Origin of the sequence: Aquamicrobium sp., from assembly GCF_023954335.1 — a bacterium.
In the GTDB taxonomy this organism is placed as follows: Bacteria; Pseudomonadota; Alphaproteobacteria; order Rhizobiales; family Rhizobiaceae; genus Aerobium.
Map to the genome: position 1 here is coordinate 2,421,433 of NZ_JAMLIE010000001.1, position 15,242 is coordinate 2,436,674.

The following is a 15,242-nucleotide window of genomic DNA, read 5'->3' on the forward strand; positions in this document are numbered from 1 at the left end:
GGAGATTGCCTCGGCAGAAGCCTTTCGCTAAGACGGCGGCGAATTTTGCACCGCATCCAGGCGAAGGAACCTGCCATGACCGCCATCATCGACATCGTCGGCCGCGAAATCCTCGACAGCCGCGGCAATCCGACCGTCGAGGTCGATGTCGTGCTGGAGGACGGCTCCATGGGCCGCGCGGCCGTCCCCTCCGGCGCCTCGACCGGCGCGCACGAGGCCGTCGAGCTGCGCGATGGCGGCGCCCGCTATCTCGGCAAGGGCGTGCAAAATGCCGTCGACGCCGTCAACGGCGAGATTTTCGAAGCCATCGGCGGGCTGGAGGCGGAGAACCAGATCCAGATCGACCGCGCGATGATCGACCTCGACGGCACGCCCAACAAGGCGCGGCTCGGCGCCAACGCCATCCTCGGCGTCTCGCTGGCCGTCGCCCGCGCCGCCGCCGAGGCCGCCGCGCTGCCGCTCTACCGCTATGTCGGCGGCGCCGGCGCGCATGTGCTGCCCGTTCCGATGATGAACATCCTCAACGGCGGCGCCCATGCCGACAACCCGATCGATTTCCAGGAATTCATGATCATGCCGGTCGGCGCGGAATCCTTCCGCGAGGGCCTGCGCTGGGGCGCGGAGATCTTCCACACGCTGAAGAAGGGCCTGAAGGACGCCGGCCACAACACCAATGTCGGCGACGAGGGCGGCTTCGCGCCGAACCTGAAGAGCGCGCAGGCCGCGCTCGACTTCGTCATGGCCTCGATCGAGAAGGCCGGCTACAAGCCGGGCGAGGACGTCGCCATCGCGCTCGACTGCGCCTCGACCGAGTTCTTCAAGGACGGCAACTACGTCTACGAGGGCGAGCGGAAGACGCGCGACCCGAAGGCGCAGGCGAAATATCTCGCCAAGCTCGCGGCCGACTACCCGATCATCTCCATCGAGGACGGCATGGCCGAGGACGACTGGGATGGCTGGAAGACGCTGACCGACCTGACCGGCGCCAAGGTCCAGCTCGTCGGCGACGACCTGTTCGTCACCAATTCGGCCCGCCTGCGCGACGGCATCCGCATGGGCGTCGCCAACTCGATCCTCGTCAAGGTCAACCAGATCGGCACGCTGACCGAGACGCTCGACGCGGTCGAGACCGCGCACCGCGCCGCCTATACGGCGGTGATGTCGCACCGTTCGGGCGAGACCGAGGACTCGACCATCGCCGACCTCGCGGTCGCCACCAATTGCGGGCAGATCAAGACCGGCTCGCTCGCCCGCTCCGACCGCATGGCCAAGTACAACCAGCTCCTGCGTATCGAGGAGGAGCTGGGCGCGCATGCGCGCTATGCCGGCCGCGGCATTCTCAAGGGGTAGGGGCGCTCGATGACGGCCCGGAGGCCGGGGGGGGGCTTGACCCGCCGGCCCCGAACCGCCACATCCGCCGACATGTCGAGAGGCTTCTGGAAGACCACCGCGCTGGAAGAGATGACGCCGCTTGAGTGGGAGGCGCTGTGCGACGGCTGCGGCAAGTGCTGCCTCGCCAAGCTCGAGGACGAGGACACCGGCGACATCTACTGGACGAGCGTCGGCTGCCGCCTTTTCGACGACAAGACCTGCCGCTGCCGCGACTACGACAACCGCCTCGCCAGCGTGCCGGACTGCATCCGCCTAACGCCGCAGAACGTGCGCACCATTGCTTGGCTGCCGCAGACCTGCGCCTACCGGCTTGTCGCCGAGGGGCACGACCTCTACTGGTGGCACCATCTCGTCTCCGGCAGCCGCGAGACGGTTCACGAGGCCGGCATCTCGGTGCGCGGCCGGGTCACGGCCAGCGAGGACGATCTGCCCGACCCCGAAGACTATTTCGACCACATGCTGGAGGAAGAACCATGAGCGAAGCCGACACGATTGCGCTGGTCCGCCGCTATATCGACGCCTTCAACGCCGGCGACCGCGACACCATGCTCGCCTGCCTCTCCGACGACGTCGCCCACGACATCAACCAGGGCGAGCGCCAGATCGGCAAGGACAAGTTCCGCTGGTTCCTCGGCATGATGGACCGTCACTACCGCGAGCGGCTGGAGGACGTGGTCGTCATGGCCGGGCAGGGCGGCGGGCGTGGCGCGGCCGAGTTCACCGTCCACGGCACCTATCTCTCCACCGCCGAGGGGCTGCCGGAGGCCAACGGCCAGACCTACGCCTTGCCGGCCGGCATCTTCTTCGAGGTCGACGACGGGCTGATCTCGCGCGTCACCACCTATTACAACCTCGCCGACTGGACGGCGCAGGTCGAGAAAGGCTGAAGCCGTGACGGCTGCGGTCGAGGTCCGGCGGCTTTCGCGCCCGGAGGCGGAGGCAGCCTTCGACGACCTCGCCCGACTACGGATCGAGGTTTTCCGTGATTTTCCCTATCTTTATGAGGGAGACTTCGACTACGAGCGGCGCTATCTCGCCACCTTTATGGCGTCGCCCGGCGCGGTGGTGATCGGCGCGCTCGACGGCGGCGCGCTCGTCGGCGCGGCGACGGCCGCGCCGCTTTCCGACCATTTCGATGAGTTCGCCGGCCCGTTCGCGGCGCGCGGGCTCGACCCGGCCGACTTCTTCTATTTCGGCGAGTCGGTGCTGCGGAAGGCCTATCGCGGGCGCGGGGTCGGCGTCCGCTTCTTCGAGGAACGGGAGCAGGCGGCGCGCGAGGCCGGCTTTTCGCGCTGCGTCTTCTCCTCGGTCGTGCGCCCGGCCGACCATCCGGCGCGCCCGGCGGGCTACGCGCCGCTCGACGCCTTCTGGACGAGGCGCGGCTATGCCCGCATCGAGGGCCTCGCCACCGGCTTTTCCTGGCGCGACGTCGGCGAGGCGCACGAGACCGTCAAGCCGATGGAGTTCTGGCAAAGGACTCTCTAGCCGCGCTCACGCCTTGGGCGCATCGATCCAGATGCCCCGGTTCTCCTGAAACCAGCGGAAGCAGGCATGGTTGGCGTCGTCGCGGCCATGGCCGCGGACGGAGAATTTCAGCAACGAATCGCGGCCGGCGATGCGCCGCTCGATCGAGGGGATCGCCCCCGCGTTCAGCCAGATATTCACGCCGTTCGCGGCGAGGCAGCCCGAGAGCCACGGGTCGTCCACCGTCCACAGGATGTCGGGGATGTCGAAGGCGAAGTCGGGAATGAAGTCCGGCCTGATCATCACGCCGCCGAAGCCTTTCAGGACATCGACATGGCCGGATGAAACCCATGGCGGCGGCGCGTAGAGGCCGAGCGATGCGATCCGGGCCAGCCGGTAGCGCCAGCCCTTGCGGCGCGGCCGGGCGCGCGGGGTGGCGGTGCCCCTGAAGCCGGGAACGAAGCGGCCGGCCTCGACGATCGCGCAGTCGGGATGCGCGCGCCGCGCCGCCACGAAGCGGCCGAGCCATTCGGGATCGTAGATGCGGTCGTCGTCGCAGAACAGGATTTCGACGTCCTCGCCGCGAAGATCGCGCACGGCGGGAAGGATCTTCGTCGCCGGCCCGAGATCCTCGGCACAGCGATGGATCTCGACCCCCTCCGGCACCTCGGGCAGCGCGCCGTCCCAGTCCGGGAAGCGCCTGTAGCGATGCGGGATGTAAAGGCGGATCTCGTCGGGCGGGGTCACCTGCCGCAGGATCGACAGAAGGGTCGGCCCGATGCCGGAAAAACGCGACGGGATCGAGGAGAGGGAGACGATGACGCGCAACGGTGGTACTCGCTTTATCGGTATCGGTACGGGATTGTAGGCGTTGTCCTCGAAGGCGGCCATATCATGCGAAACTGTCAGCCTCCCGAGACTCCGGCCTCGGCGAAGGTCGCCATGCCGGCGTGGCAGGCCAGCGCGCCGCGCAGCACGGTGATGGCGAGGCAAGCGCCCGACGCCTCGCCGAGCCGCATGCCGAGGTCGAGGATCGGGTCGAGCCTCATATGATGGAGCAGCCGCCGGTGCCCGGCCTCGGCCGAGACGTGGCCGGCGAGGACATGCGCCAGCCCGCCCTCGTCCAGCCGGCACAGCGGCGCGAGCGCCGCGCTGGCGACGAAACCGTCGACGACCACAGGAATGGAACGGCGCCGCGCGGCGAGCGCCGCGCCGAACATCGCCGCGAGCTCGCGCCCGCCGACGCGGCGCAGCGCCTCCAGCGGGTCGGCGAGCGCCGCGCCGTGCAGCCGCAGCGCCGCGTCGACGGTCGCCGCCTTGCGGGCGAGGCCGGCATCGTCGACGCCGGTGCCGCGCCCGACCCAGTCTGCTCCGTCGCCGCCGAACAACGCGGCTGCGACGGCCGCGGCGGTTGTGGTGTTGGCGATGCCCATCTCGCCGAGGCAGACGAGGTCGGCCTGCGGGTCGAGCGCCTCCATGCCGGCGCGCACGGCGGCGACGAAGGCGGCCTCGTCCATGGCCGGTCCTTGCGTGAAATCGGCGGTCGGCTCGCCGATCGAAAGCGGCACGACCTTCAGCGCGGCATTCGCCTCGCGGGCAAGCTGGTTGATCGCCGCGCCGCCGGCGGCGAAATTCGCCACCATCTGCGCCGTCACCTCGGCGGGAAAGGCCGAGACGCCGCGTCCGGCGATGCCGTGCGAGCCGGCGAAGACCAGCACCTCGACGCGCTCCAGCCGCGGGACGGCGCGGCCCTGCCAGCGGGCGAGGAACACCGCCAGCGCCTCCAGCCTGCCGAGGCTGCCTGGCGGCTTGGTCAGCGTCGCCTGCCTCGAGGCGGCGTCCGCAGCCGCCAGCTCGTCGCCGGCAGGCAGCGCGGCTGCGAGGGCGCGAATGGCATCGATGGTGGTCGGCGCGGGCATGGCGGTTCCGGTCATGGCAGGAGGAAGACGGTCGCGGCCGACAGGAGGGCGATCTCGCCGGCCTGCTGCGCGCAGCCCAGCACGTCGCCGGTCTGCCCGCCGATCTGCGCCAGCGCGAGGCGCGCGACGAGCAAGGCGACGAGGCCGAGAACCAGCGACGAGACGACGGCGAAGGCGAGGCCGCAGGGCAGGAGGAAGACGAAGCCGAGCGCCAGCGCCGCGAGCGTGGTTCCATTGCCCATGGTGCCGATGCCGGCCGAAAGCCCGTCGGCGCGCGCCGGGGGCAGGGCTGCCAGCAGGGCCGGAAGCACCGCGCGCGAGCCGGCATGCGCCGCGACGCTCGCGAGGATCGCGCCGGCAATCGAGGCTTCCGCGAGCGCGGCGAGCGCCGCCCAGCGGGCGAGCAGCGACAGGCCGAGCGCCAGCACGCCATAGGAGCCGATGCGGCTGTCGCGCATGATGGCGAGCTTGTCGTCACGGCTCCTGCCGCCGCCGAAGCCGTCGGCGGTGTCGGCCAGCCCGTCCTCGTGCAGCGCCCCGGTCAGCGCGACCCCGGCGGCAATGGCGAAGGCGGCGGCAAGCTGCGGCGGCAGGCCGGGCAGCAGCGCCAGCCACAACGCCCCGCCGACGCCGATGCCGACGACTGCCCCGGCAAGCGGCGCGGCCCACTGGATGTCGGCGAAGGTCCGCTGCCGGCCGGCGTCGAGCGGGAGGGGCAGGCGGGTATAGAACGAGATCGCGCCGGCGGCGTCGCGCATGAGGACGGGCAATCCGGGAAGGTGAAAGGACAAGCGGCTTCGGCTCCGGCCGGAACGGGTGGAAGCCGATTTAGGGTTTGCCCGGCGGCGATGTCAACGCGCCGCGCGCCATGGTGCGACGAGGACGATTCGGGGTATGATCCTCGGGCAGGCGGGCTCGTCTGCAAATTGGGGGGAAGAACGATGAAGATCACGATGCAGGAAGGACGCGGCCATGGCTGACCGGCAGGCAAGCCTGACGCTGGTGGTCGGCGGCGCGCGCTCGGGCAAGAGCAGCCACGCCGAGGCGCTGATCGCCGCGCACCCGGCACCCTGGACCTATATCGCCACCGCGCAGGCGTTCGACGACGAGATGGAGGAGCGCATCGCCCACCACCGCGCCCGCCGCGACGGGCGCTGGCGCACTGTCGACGCGCCGCTCGACCTCGCCGAGACGCTCGGCGTGATGCCCGAGGGCGCGCCGGTGCTGGTCGATTGCCTGACGCTCTGGCTCTCCAACATCATGCTGGCCGACCACGACGTCGACCGCGAGATACGCCGCCTCGTCGCCGTCCTTGCCGCGCCGCGCGGGCCGTGGGTCGTGGTCGCCAACGAGGTCGGCATGGGAATCGTGCCCGAGAACGCGCTGGCCCGGCGTTTTCGCGATGAGGCCGGCCGGCTGAACCAGATGGTCGCGACCGTCGCCGACAGCGTCACCTTCACGGTCGCCGGCATGCCGCTCGCGGTCAAATAGACGCCGCCCGCCCGGCGCGTCAGGTATCGTGCGACCTTTTCGCCCTTGTGGTGGAGAGGTCGTGCTTGGTAAATCGCATTTGATATACCAGTTAGAGACGGTCCCCACGACAGGATCGTCCCCATGGAGATCCCGAATGGCGATACCGCGCACGAGACCGGACGGGCTGCCGGCGATCCTGTCCTATGGGTTTCGCCCGTTCTTCCTGTTCGGGGCCATCTATGGCGGGCTGACGGTGCTCGCCTGGGTGCCGATGCTGACCGGCGCGCTCGAGACGTCCAGCCTGTTCACGCCCGTCGACTGGCACGCCCATGAGATGCTGTTCGGCTTCCTGCCCGCCATCATCACCGGCTTCCTGCTGACGGCGATCCCCAACTGGACCGGCCGCCTGCCGGTGCAGGGCTATTCGCTGCTCGCCCTGGTCCTGCTGTGGGCCGCCGGGCGCGTCGCTATCTATTTCTCCGCCGACATCGGCTGGCTGGCGGCGATGGCGATCGATTGCGCCTTCCTTTTCGCCGTCGCCGCCGCGGCGGGAATAGAGATCGTTGCCGGGCGCAACTGGCGCAACCTCAAGGTGCTCGCCCCCGTCCTCGTCCTCTTCCTCGCCAACGTGCTGTTCCATGTCGAGGCGCAAACTTACGGCATCACCGATCTCGGCCGCAGGCTGGCGCTTTCCGCCGCCCTCGTCCTCATCATGATCATCGGCGGGCGCATCATCCCGAGCTTCACCCGCAACTGGCTGGCGCGCGAGAATCCGGGCCGGCTGCCGATCCCGTTCGGGCGCTTCGACGGCGTGGCCATCGTCGTCTCCGCCGTCGCGCTCGGGCTGTGGACCTTCATGCCCGGCGGGCCGCTTGCCGGGCTTCTGCTCCTCGCCGCCGGCGCGCTCAACGTCGCCCGGCTGGCGCGCTGGGCGGGCGAGCGGGCCTGGCGCGACGGGCTGGTCGTCGTGCTGCACGTCGCCTATGCCTTCGTTCCGCTCGGCCTCGTCGTCTCCGGGCTCGCGGCGCTGTTTCCGGCCGCCGTCCCTGCCGTCGCCGGCATTCACGTCTTCGGCATCGGCGCGATCGGGGCGATGACCCTCGCGGTCATGACCCGCTCCACGCTCGGCCACACCGGGCGCGAGCTGAAGGCCGACCGCGCCACCGGTCTGATCTATGTCGCCATCGTCCTGTCGACGGTGCTGCGCTTCATCGCCGCCTTCTGGCCCGGGCAAACGCCGATCCTGCATGTCTCGGCCACGCTGTGGATCGCCGCCTTCTTCGGCTTTGCCCTGCATTACGGCCCGATGGTGCTGCGCCCGCGGCTGAAGCCGCGCCAGCCGAACCCGCGCCCCGCCTGAGCCTGCCGCAACGAAAAGCAAAGAATTCCGCTGCCGGCCAATCGCTGCTTGACCGCGCTTCTTCGCCAATGCGACACAATTCATGGCGTATGCTTTCATGAAGCGTGCGACGCGCAGCAAGGACGGGAGGCCGCGACAGCCGGCGATGGACCAGACCACCAAGCCCAGCCAACAGCAGGAGCCGCGCTGGCTCGGCAGCACCGCGCCCGCGCGCCACGCGCTCATCCCGCCGCTGTCGCTGGCGCGCTGGCTGCTCGTCCTCGTCATCGCCGCCGGCGTCTACTTCTTCCACGGCTTCCTGGTGCCGGTGCTTGCCGCGCTGGTCATCGGCTTCGCCAGCTGGCCGGTCTATCGCGACATCCTGCGCCGCTGCGGCGGCAACCGGGCACTGGCCGCCACCATCGCCATCCTGCTCATTCTCGCCTTCCTCATCGTGCCGCTGGTCATGGCCATCAGCTACACGATCCAGGAGGTCGGCATCTGGTTCACCTGGGCGGTTGAGACCAACCGCACCGGCGCGCCGACGCCCGAGTGGATGGTCGCGCTTCCCGGCATCGGCCAGTGGCTCGACGAGCAATGGTTCCGCTATATCGGCCATCCCGGCGCGCTCGGCGAACTGGTGCAGATCGTCAGCGGCGCCAATATCGGCTCGATCTACCGCGCGGTGCTGGCTGCCGGCACCGGCCTGTTCGACCTCCTGCTGACGCTGCTGTTCATGATGATCGCGCTGTTCTTCGTCTACAAGGACGGCGCCAACTTCGTCGCCCAGCTCGACACGCTCGGCGAGCGCATCCTGCCCGGGCGCTGGGGGCGCATCTCGCGCGTCGTTCCGGCCACCATCAGCTCGACCGTCATGGGCATGACGCTGATCGCCATCGGCGAGGGCATCGTGCTCGGCATCGCCTACTGGATCGCCGGCGTGCCGTCGCCGGTGACGCTCGGCGTCATCACCGGCATCATGGCGCTGATTCCCGGCGGCGCGCCGCTCTCCTTCACCCTCGTCTCCGTCTATCTGGTCGCGTCCGGCTCGCCCTTCGCCGGCGTCGCCCTTTTCGCCTGGGGGGCGACGGAGCTGTTCATCGTCGACAAGACGCTGCGGCCCAAGCTCGTCGGCGGGCCGATCAAGCTGCCCTTCCTGCCGACCTTTTTCGGCCTCATCGGCGGCGTCAAGACCATGGGCTTCCTCGGCCTGTTCATCGGCCCGGTGCTGATGGCGCTGCTCGTCGCGATCTGGCGCGAATGGCTCCACGAGATGCAGACGCAGGAGGTCGTGGCGGCGGCGGAGCCTCCCGCAGTGCCGCCGGTCCTGCCAAGAGGCGAATAAGACGCTGATTCGACGCATTTTTGTCGCGTTCCGCCTGTTCATCCCGTCAGGATTCTGCCATTGTGCGTCTGCATCAGCACAATGTTGCACATTGCCGCTCCCGCCGAATTCAGGCTTGACGGGACCGGCGGTGTCATAGCCTTTCAACTCTCGGGCGCGCCGATGGCGGCGCGACAGATTCGGAACCCATGCATCGCGGATGAACGACGCCAACCTGCTCCTGCTCCTGATCCTGCTTCCCTTCATGGGCAGTGCGCTGGCGGCGATGCTGCCGGGAAACGCCCGCAACGGCGAGGCATGGCTCTCGGGCGGGGTGGCGGTCGCCGCCTTCGCCATCGCGGCATCGATGTTCCCCGAGGTCGCCAACGGCGGCGTGGTGCGCCGCGAGATCGAGTGGATACCCGAACTCGGGCTGAACTTCACGCTCAGGATGGACGGCTTCGCGTGGATGTTCTCGATGCTGATCACCGGCATCGGCCTGCTCGTCGTCATCTACGCCCGCTACTACATGTCGCCGAAGGACCCGGTGCCGCGCTTCTTCTCCTTCCTGCTCGCCTTCATGGGGGCGATGCAGGGCATGGTCATCTCCGGCAACCTGATCCTGCTCGGCATCTTCTGGGAGCTGACCAGCATCTTCTCCTTCCTGCTGATCGGCTACTGGCACCACAACGCCGCCGCCCGCGACGGCGCGCGCATGGCGCTGATCATCACCGGCGTCGGCGGGCTCGGCCTGCTGGTCGGCCTCATCCTGATCGGCCACATCGTCGGCTCCTACGACCTCGACGTGGTGCTGGCCTCGGGCAACGCCATCCGCAACCACGAGCTCTACACGCCGGCGCTGCTCCTGGTGCTGCTCGGCGCGCTGACCAAGAGCGCGCAGTTCCCGTTCCATTTCTGGCTGCCCAACGCCATGGCCGCGCCGACGCCTGTCTCGGCCTATCTCCATTCGGCAACCATGGTGAAGGCCGGCGTCTTCCTGCTCGCCCGGCTGTGGCCGGTGCTGTCCGGCACCGACGAATGGTTCCTGATCGTCGGCATCACCGGGATGGCAACGCTGCTGCTCGGCGCCTATTTCGCCATCTTCCAGCAGGATTTGAAGGGTCTGCTCGCCTATTCGACGATCAGCCATCTCGGCCTCATCACCACGCTGCTCAGTCTCGGCAGCCCGCTGGCGGCCGTCGCCGCGATCTTCCACATGATGAACCACGCCACCTTCAAGGCGTCGCTGTTCATGGCCGCCGGCATCATCGACCACGAGGCCGGCACGCGCGACATGCGCAAGCTGTCGGGCCTGTTCTCCTTCCTGCCGATCACGGCGACGCTCGCCATGGTGGCGAGCGCGGCGATGGCGGGCGTTCCGCTGCTCAACGGCTTCCTGTCGAAGGAGATGTTCTTCGCCGAGACACTGGAGCAGCATCACGGCTCGATCATCGACGGCATGGCGCCCTATGCGGCGACCATCGCCAGCGCCTTCGCCGTCGCCTATTCGGTGCGCTTCATCCACACCGTGTTCTTCGGGCCGAAGCCGGTCGACCTGCCGCGCGAGCCGCACGAGCCGCCGCACTGGATGCGCCTGCCGATCGAACTCCTGGTGCTGATCTGCCTCATCGTCGGCATCATCCCCGGCATGACCGTCGGGCCATATCTCCATGCCGCCGTGGTCGCGGTGCTCGGCGACCGCACGCCCGAATACAGCCTTGCGGTCTGGCACGGCATCAACACGCCGCTGATCATGAGCACGGTGGCGCTGATCGGCGGCGTGCTGCTCTACCTTTCCCTGCGCACCTATCTGGCGCGCGGCGAGGACGGGCCGCCGCTGTTCCGCGAGCTGCAGGGCAAGCGCATCTTCGAGCGCATCCTCGTCACCATCTCGTGGCGCTGGGCGCGCTGGCTCGAGGGCCATCTCGGCACAAGGCGCCTGCAGCCGCAGCTTCGCCTCGTCGTCTCCATCGCCTTCGTCGCCGCGCTGTGGCCGCTGTTCGCCGGCGGGTTCAATCCCGGCTGGCCGAGCCTTGCCGGCGTCGACCCGGTGTTCGCCGCCATCTGGGCCGTCGGGGCGATCTGCGCCGTCGGCGCCGCCTACCAGGCCAAGTATCACCGGCTGGCGGCGCTGATCCTGATGGGCGGCGCGGGGATCGTCACCTGCGTCACCTTCATCTGGTTCTCCGCGCCCGACCTCGCCGTCACCCAGCTCGTCGTCGAGATCGTCACCACGGTGCTGATCCTGCTCGGCCTGCGCTGGCTGCCCAAGCGCATCGAGAAGGTCGACAATTCGGCGCGGCCCATCGCCCGCATGCGCCGCCACCGCGACTTCTTCCTCGCGCTCGTGTGCGGCACGGGCATGACCATGATCGCCTATGCGATCATGACGACCCCGTCGCCCGACACCATCGCCGATTTCTTCCTGACCCGCGCCTATACGGAAGGCGGCGGCACCAACGTCGTCAACGTCATCCTCGTCGATTTCCGCGGCTTTGACACCTTCGGAGAGATCACGGTGCTGGGCATCGTCGCGCTGACCGTGTTCGCGCTGCTGCGCCGCTTCCGCCCCGCCGCCGACAGCGTCGGCGTGCCCGAGCAGCAGCGCATCCAGAACGCCTTCGACGACGAGCGGCCCGACCGCGAGGTCGGCGAGACCGTGCGCGACTATCTGCTCGTCCCCTCGGTCATCATGCAGTGGATGTTCCCGGTCATCATCCTGCTCGCGGCCTACGTCTTCCTGCGCGGGCACGACCTGCCGGGCGGCGGCTTCGCCGCCGGCATCATCATGGCGATCGGCTTCCTCCTGCAGTATATTGGCGGCGGCACCCGCTGGGTCGAGGACCGCCTGCGCATCCTGCCGGTGCGCTGGATCGGCTCCGGCCTGCTGCTCGCCGCATTCACCGGCATCGGCGCGTGGCTGTTCGGCATGCCGTTCCTGACCTCGTACTTCCAGTACACGGACATCCCGTTCATCGGCAAAGTGCCGACGGCCTCGGCCCTGCTGTTCGATCTCGGCGTGTTCTCGCTCGTCGTCGGCGCGACCGTGCTGATGCTCATCGCGCTCGCCCACCAGTCGGTGCGCAGCCATCGCGTGCGCGCCGTCGAGGCGGCCAAGGCCGAGGAGGACGCCTGATGGAACTCGTCCTCTCCCTCGGCATCGGCATCCTGACCGGCTCGGGCGTGTGGCTCCTGCTGCGCCCGCGCACCTATCAGGTCATCATCGGGCTGGCCCTTTTGTCCTATGCGGTCAACCTGTTCATCTTCTCGATGGGGCGTCTCAAGGTGAACGCGCCGCCGATCCTGCCCGGCGCGGCCGAGATCGACCCCGCCACCTTCGCCGATCCGGTGCCGCAGGCGCTGGTGCTCACCGCCATCGTCATCGGCTTCGCCACCACGGCGCTGTTCCTCGTCGTGCTGCTCGCCGCGCGCGGCCTGACCGGCACCGACCATGTCGACGGCAGGGAGCCGGAACGGTGATCGTCGCTCCCGAACATCTCGTCATCGCACCGGTGGTGCTGCCGATGGTGGCTGGCGCGCTGCTGCTGTTCTTCGACGACCGCGAGCGCCTGCTCAAGGCGACCGTGTCGATCATGACGGCCGTCGCGCTGCTCGCCATCTCGGTGACGCTGCTCATCGCCGCCCATTCCGGCGGCGAGCCGGGGGCGGGGCGCATCGTCGTCTATCTGCTCGGCAACTGGCCGCCGCCCTTCGCCATCCTCCTCGTGCTCGACCGCCTGTCGGCGATGATGCTGGTGCTGTCGTCGGTGCTGGCCATCCCCGCGCTGATCTTCTCGATCGGCCGCTGGCAGAAGGCCGGCCCGCACTTCCACACGCTGTTCCTGTTCCTGCTGATGGGGCTGAACGGCGCGTTCCTGACCGGCGACCTCTTCAACCTCTTCGTCTTCTTCGAGGTGATGCTGGCCGCATCCTACGGCCTTGCTCTGCACGGCTCAGGCACGCAGCGCGTGCGCGCCGGCATGCATTACATCGCCATCAATCTCGCCGCCTCGCTGCTGTTCCTGATCGGCGTGTCGCTGATCTACGGCGTCACCGGCACGCTCAACATGGCCGACCTGATCCTGCGCATCCCGGGGGTGCCGCCGGAAAGCCGCATGATGCTGGAGGCGGGCGCGGCGATCCTCGGCGTCGCATTCCTCATCAAGGCCGGCATGTGGCCGCTCTCCTTCTGGCTGCCGACCATGTACACGGCAGCACCCGCGCCGGTGGCGGCGATCTTCGCGATCATGAGCAAGGTCGGCGTCTACGTCATCCTGCGCCTGTCGCTGCTGTTCTCGGCCGCCGGCATGCCCGAGGGCACGTCGAGCTTCGGCTGGCAGCTGCTGTTCCTCGGCGGCATGGCGACCATCGCCTTCGGGGCCATCGGCGTCCTTGCCTCGCAGGCACTCGGGCGGCTCGCCGGCTATTCGGTGCTCGTCTCCTCGGGCACGCTGCTCGCCGCCATGGGCCTGTCGCAGACCGGCGTCACCGCCGGCGCGCTGTTCTACCTCATCAGCTCGACGCTGACGATTTCCGCCTTCTTCCTGCTGATCGAGCTGGTCGAGCGCGGGCAGGACGCCTTCGCCAACGTGCTCGCCGTAACGCAGGAGGCCTTCGGCGAGGGCGAGGAAGACGAGGAGGTCGAGCCGGAGGTCGGCGTCACGATTCCCGCGACGCTCGCCATTCTCGGCATCAGCTTCGGCCTGTGCGGCATCCTGCTCGCCGGCCTGCCGCCGCTGCCCGGCTTCCTCGCCAAGTTCGCGATGCTGACCGCCATGTTCAACCCGCTCGGGCTCGGCGAGGCGGGCGAGATCGGGGCGGCCTCGTGGTGGCTCGCCACGCTGCTGATCCTGTCGGGCCTGTCCGCGCTGATCGCGATGAGCCGCGCCGGTATCCGCGCCTTCTGGGCGCCGGTCGATATCGTGGTGCCGCGCGTCCTGCTGATCGAGATCGTGCCGGTCGGCATGCTGCTGGCGGCGACGCTGTTCCTGACCGTGCAGGCCGGGCCGGTCATGCGCTTCATGGAGGCGACTGCCGAGGGTCTGCACCAGCCCTGGTCCTATGTCGAGAAGGTGATGGAGCAGCCGCGCGCCACCGGCCGGGAGGCGCCGCGATGAGCCGCATCGTCCCGTACCCGCTGATGATGGCCTCGCTGGTCGTGGTGTGGCTCGCGCTCACCAGCTTCTCGCTTGGCCAGCTCATTGTCGCCGTCGCCGTCGCGCTCGTGGCGGGGCAGGGGCTTGCAGCGCTGCACCCGGCCAAGCCTCGCCTGCGTCGCTGGGAGCTGATCCCCAAGCTGATCGGCATCGTGCTCTACGACATCGTGCGCTCCAACATCGCCGTGGTCTCGATCATCCTCGGCGGCCCGCGCCGCGCGCGGCGCTCCGGCTTCGTCTCGATCCCGCTCGACCTGCGCGACCCGACGGGCCTCGCCGTGCTCTCGGTTATCATCACCTCGACGCCCGGCACGGCGTGGTTCGACTACAATTCCGCGCGCGGCATGCTGCTCGTCCATGTCTTCGACCTGGTGGACGAGGAGGGCTGGCGCGACCTGATCAAGAACCGCTACGAACACATGCTGATGGAGATCTTCGAATGAGCGAGACGATCCTCTCCGTCGCCGTCACCGCCGCCCAGGTCATGCTGGCCGCCGCCATGGCGCTGGCGCTGGCGCGGATGATCCGCGGGCCGCGCGCGCAGGACCGCGTGCTCGGCCTCGACACGCTCTATGTCAACGCCATGCTGATGCTGCTGGTCTTCGGAATCCGCACCGGCTCGACGCTCTATTTCGAGGCCGCGCTCGTCATCGCCATCCTCGGCTTCGTGGCGACGGCGGCGCTCGCCAAGTTCCTGATGCGCGGCGAGGTGATCGAATGAGCCACGCCGCCGATCTTCCGCTCTGGGCGGCGATCCTCGTCGCGGCCTTCCTGCTCGTCGGCGCGGGGCTGACGCTGATCGGCTCCTGGGGCTTCTTCCGGCTGAAATCCTTCTACGACCGCATCCATGCGCCGACGCTCAGCACGAGCTGGGGCACCGGCGCGATCGTGATGGCGTCGATGATCTGCTTCACCGTGCTGCAATCGCGCCTCGTCATCCACGAGATCCTCATCGGCATCTTCGTGACGGTGACGATGCCGGTGACGCTGATGCTGCTCGGCCGCGCCGCGCTCTATCGCGACCGCGCCGAGACGAACCCCGACGTGCCGGCGATGGACCCGCCGAAAGGGTCGCTCGTCGTCTCCGGCGAGACGGAGCCGGCGGCCGGACAGGACGCGGCACAAACGTGAGGCGATTGCGGCAGGACAAGGAAACGACGCGTCCCGCGCCTTAG

At 68.9% G+C, this 15,242-nt stretch carries 16 protein-coding genes; 13 read left to right on the forward strand and 3 right to left on the reverse strand.

What is annotated here, in order from left to right:
* The first annotated feature begins 75 nt into the window (after positions 1–75).
* From eno to M9945_RS12020, 4 genes are all read left to right on the forward strand, one after another.
* Positions 76–1,350: a phosphopyruvate hydratase gene (gene eno / locus M9945_RS12005; RefSeq protein ID WP_367944668.1), complete on the forward strand. Its 1,275-nt coding sequence runs from the start codon at positions 76–78 to the stop codon at positions 1,348–1,350.
* 72 nt (positions 1,351–1,422) lie between these two features.
* Entirely contained in the window at positions 1,423–1,869 is a 447-nt protein-coding gene (locus tag M9945_RS12010) for a YcgN family cysteine cluster protein (RefSeq protein ID WP_367929818.1), read from the forward strand.
* Positions 1,866–2,279 (forward strand): ketosteroid isomerase-related protein, encoded by a 414-nt coding sequence (locus tag M9945_RS12015; RefSeq protein WP_367944669.1) that lies wholly within the window; start codon positions 1,866–1,868, stop codon positions 2,277–2,279. Before M9945_RS12010 ends, M9945_RS12015 begins: the two co-directional genes overlap by 4 nt.
* Before the next feature lie 4 nt (positions 2,280–2,283).
* Complete coding sequence (locus tag M9945_RS12020) at positions 2,284–2,877, forward strand: GNAT family N-acetyltransferase (protein WP_367944670.1); 594 nt, start codon at positions 2,284–2,286, stop codon at positions 2,875–2,877.
* A gap of 6 nt (positions 2,878–2,883) precedes the next feature.
* Here M9945_RS12020 and M9945_RS12025 read toward each other — a convergent pair whose 3' ends face one another.
* The 3 genes from M9945_RS12025 to cobS all read right to left on the reverse strand — a co-directional run bounded on the left by M9945_RS12025 (position 2,884) and on the right by cobS (position 5,533).
* A complete protein-coding gene (locus M9945_RS12025) occupies positions 2,884–3,684 on the reverse strand; it encodes a glycosyltransferase family A protein (RefSeq protein ID WP_367944671.1) in 801 nt (266 codons plus the stop codon).
* A 77-nt stretch (positions 3,685–3,761) separates the two neighbouring features.
* Complete coding sequence (gene cobT, locus M9945_RS12030; RefSeq protein WP_367944672.1) at positions 3,762–4,775, reverse strand: nicotinate-nucleotide--dimethylbenzimidazole phosphoribosyltransferase; 1,014 nt, start codon at positions 4,773–4,775, stop codon at positions 3,762–3,764.
* Between the two features lie 11 nt (positions 4,776–4,786).
* Positions 4,787–5,533: an adenosylcobinamide-GDP ribazoletransferase gene (cobS, locus tag M9945_RS12035; RefSeq protein WP_367944673.1), complete on the reverse strand. Its 747-nt coding sequence runs from the start codon at positions 5,531–5,533 to the stop codon at positions 4,787–4,789.
* A gap of 214 nt (positions 5,534–5,747) precedes the next feature.
* Here cobS and cobU point away from each other — a divergent pair, with 214 nt between their 5' ends.
* The 9 genes from cobU to mnhG all read left to right on the forward strand — a co-directional run bounded on the left by cobU (position 5,748) and on the right by mnhG (position 15,198).
* The gene (gene cobU / locus M9945_RS12040) at positions 5,748–6,266 is read left to right on the forward strand and encodes a bifunctional adenosylcobinamide kinase/adenosylcobinamide-phosphate guanylyltransferase (protein ID WP_367944674.1); all 519 of its coding nucleotides are present in this window, start codon (positions 5,748–5,750) and stop codon (positions 6,264–6,266) included.
* 136 nt (positions 6,267–6,402) lie between these two features.
* The gene (locus M9945_RS12045; RefSeq protein ID WP_367944675.1) at positions 6,403–7,608 is read left to right on the forward strand and encodes an NnrS family protein; all 1,206 of its coding nucleotides are present in this window, start codon (positions 6,403–6,405) and stop codon (positions 7,606–7,608) included.
* 145 nt (positions 7,609–7,753) lie between these two features.
* On the forward strand, positions 7,754–8,932 hold the full coding sequence (locus M9945_RS12050; RefSeq protein WP_367944676.1) for an AI-2E family transporter: 1,179 nt from the start codon (positions 7,754–7,756) through the stop codon (positions 8,930–8,932).
* 199 nt (positions 8,933–9,131) lie between these two features.
* Positions 9,132–12,047 carry a monovalent cation/H+ antiporter subunit A gene (locus M9945_RS12055; protein ID WP_367944677.1) on the forward strand — a complete coding sequence of 972 codons (2,916 nt, stop codon included), beginning with the start codon at positions 9,132–9,134 and terminating at the stop codon, positions 12,045–12,047.
* The gene (locus M9945_RS12060; RefSeq protein WP_367944678.1) at positions 12,047–12,391 is read left to right on the forward strand and encodes a Na+/H+ antiporter subunit C; all 345 of its coding nucleotides are present in this window, start codon (positions 12,047–12,049) and stop codon (positions 12,389–12,391) included. Before M9945_RS12055 ends, M9945_RS12060 begins: the two co-directional genes overlap by 1 nt.
* Positions 12,388–14,028: a monovalent cation/H+ antiporter subunit D gene (locus tag M9945_RS12065; protein WP_367944679.1), complete on the forward strand. Its 1,641-nt coding sequence runs from the start codon at positions 12,388–12,390 to the stop codon at positions 14,026–14,028. The genes M9945_RS12060 and M9945_RS12065 overlap by 4 nt, the downstream gene beginning before the upstream one ends.
* Positions 14,025–14,510, forward strand: a complete 486-nt coding sequence (locus M9945_RS12070; protein ID WP_367944680.1) for a Na+/H+ antiporter subunit E — start codon at positions 14,025–14,027, stop codon at positions 14,508–14,510. The genes M9945_RS12065 and M9945_RS12070 overlap by 4 nt, the downstream gene beginning before the upstream one ends.
* On the forward strand, positions 14,507–14,788 hold the full coding sequence (locus tag M9945_RS12075; protein ID WP_367944681.1) for a K+/H+ antiporter subunit F: 282 nt from the start codon (positions 14,507–14,509) through the stop codon (positions 14,786–14,788). Before M9945_RS12070 ends, M9945_RS12075 begins: the two co-directional genes overlap by 4 nt.
* Positions 14,785–15,198: a monovalent cation/H(+) antiporter subunit G gene (gene mnhG / locus M9945_RS12080; protein WP_367944682.1), complete on the forward strand. Its 414-nt coding sequence runs from the start codon at positions 14,785–14,787 to the stop codon at positions 15,196–15,198. Before M9945_RS12075 ends, mnhG begins: the two co-directional genes overlap by 4 nt.
* Positions 15,199–15,242: the final 44 nt, after the last annotated feature.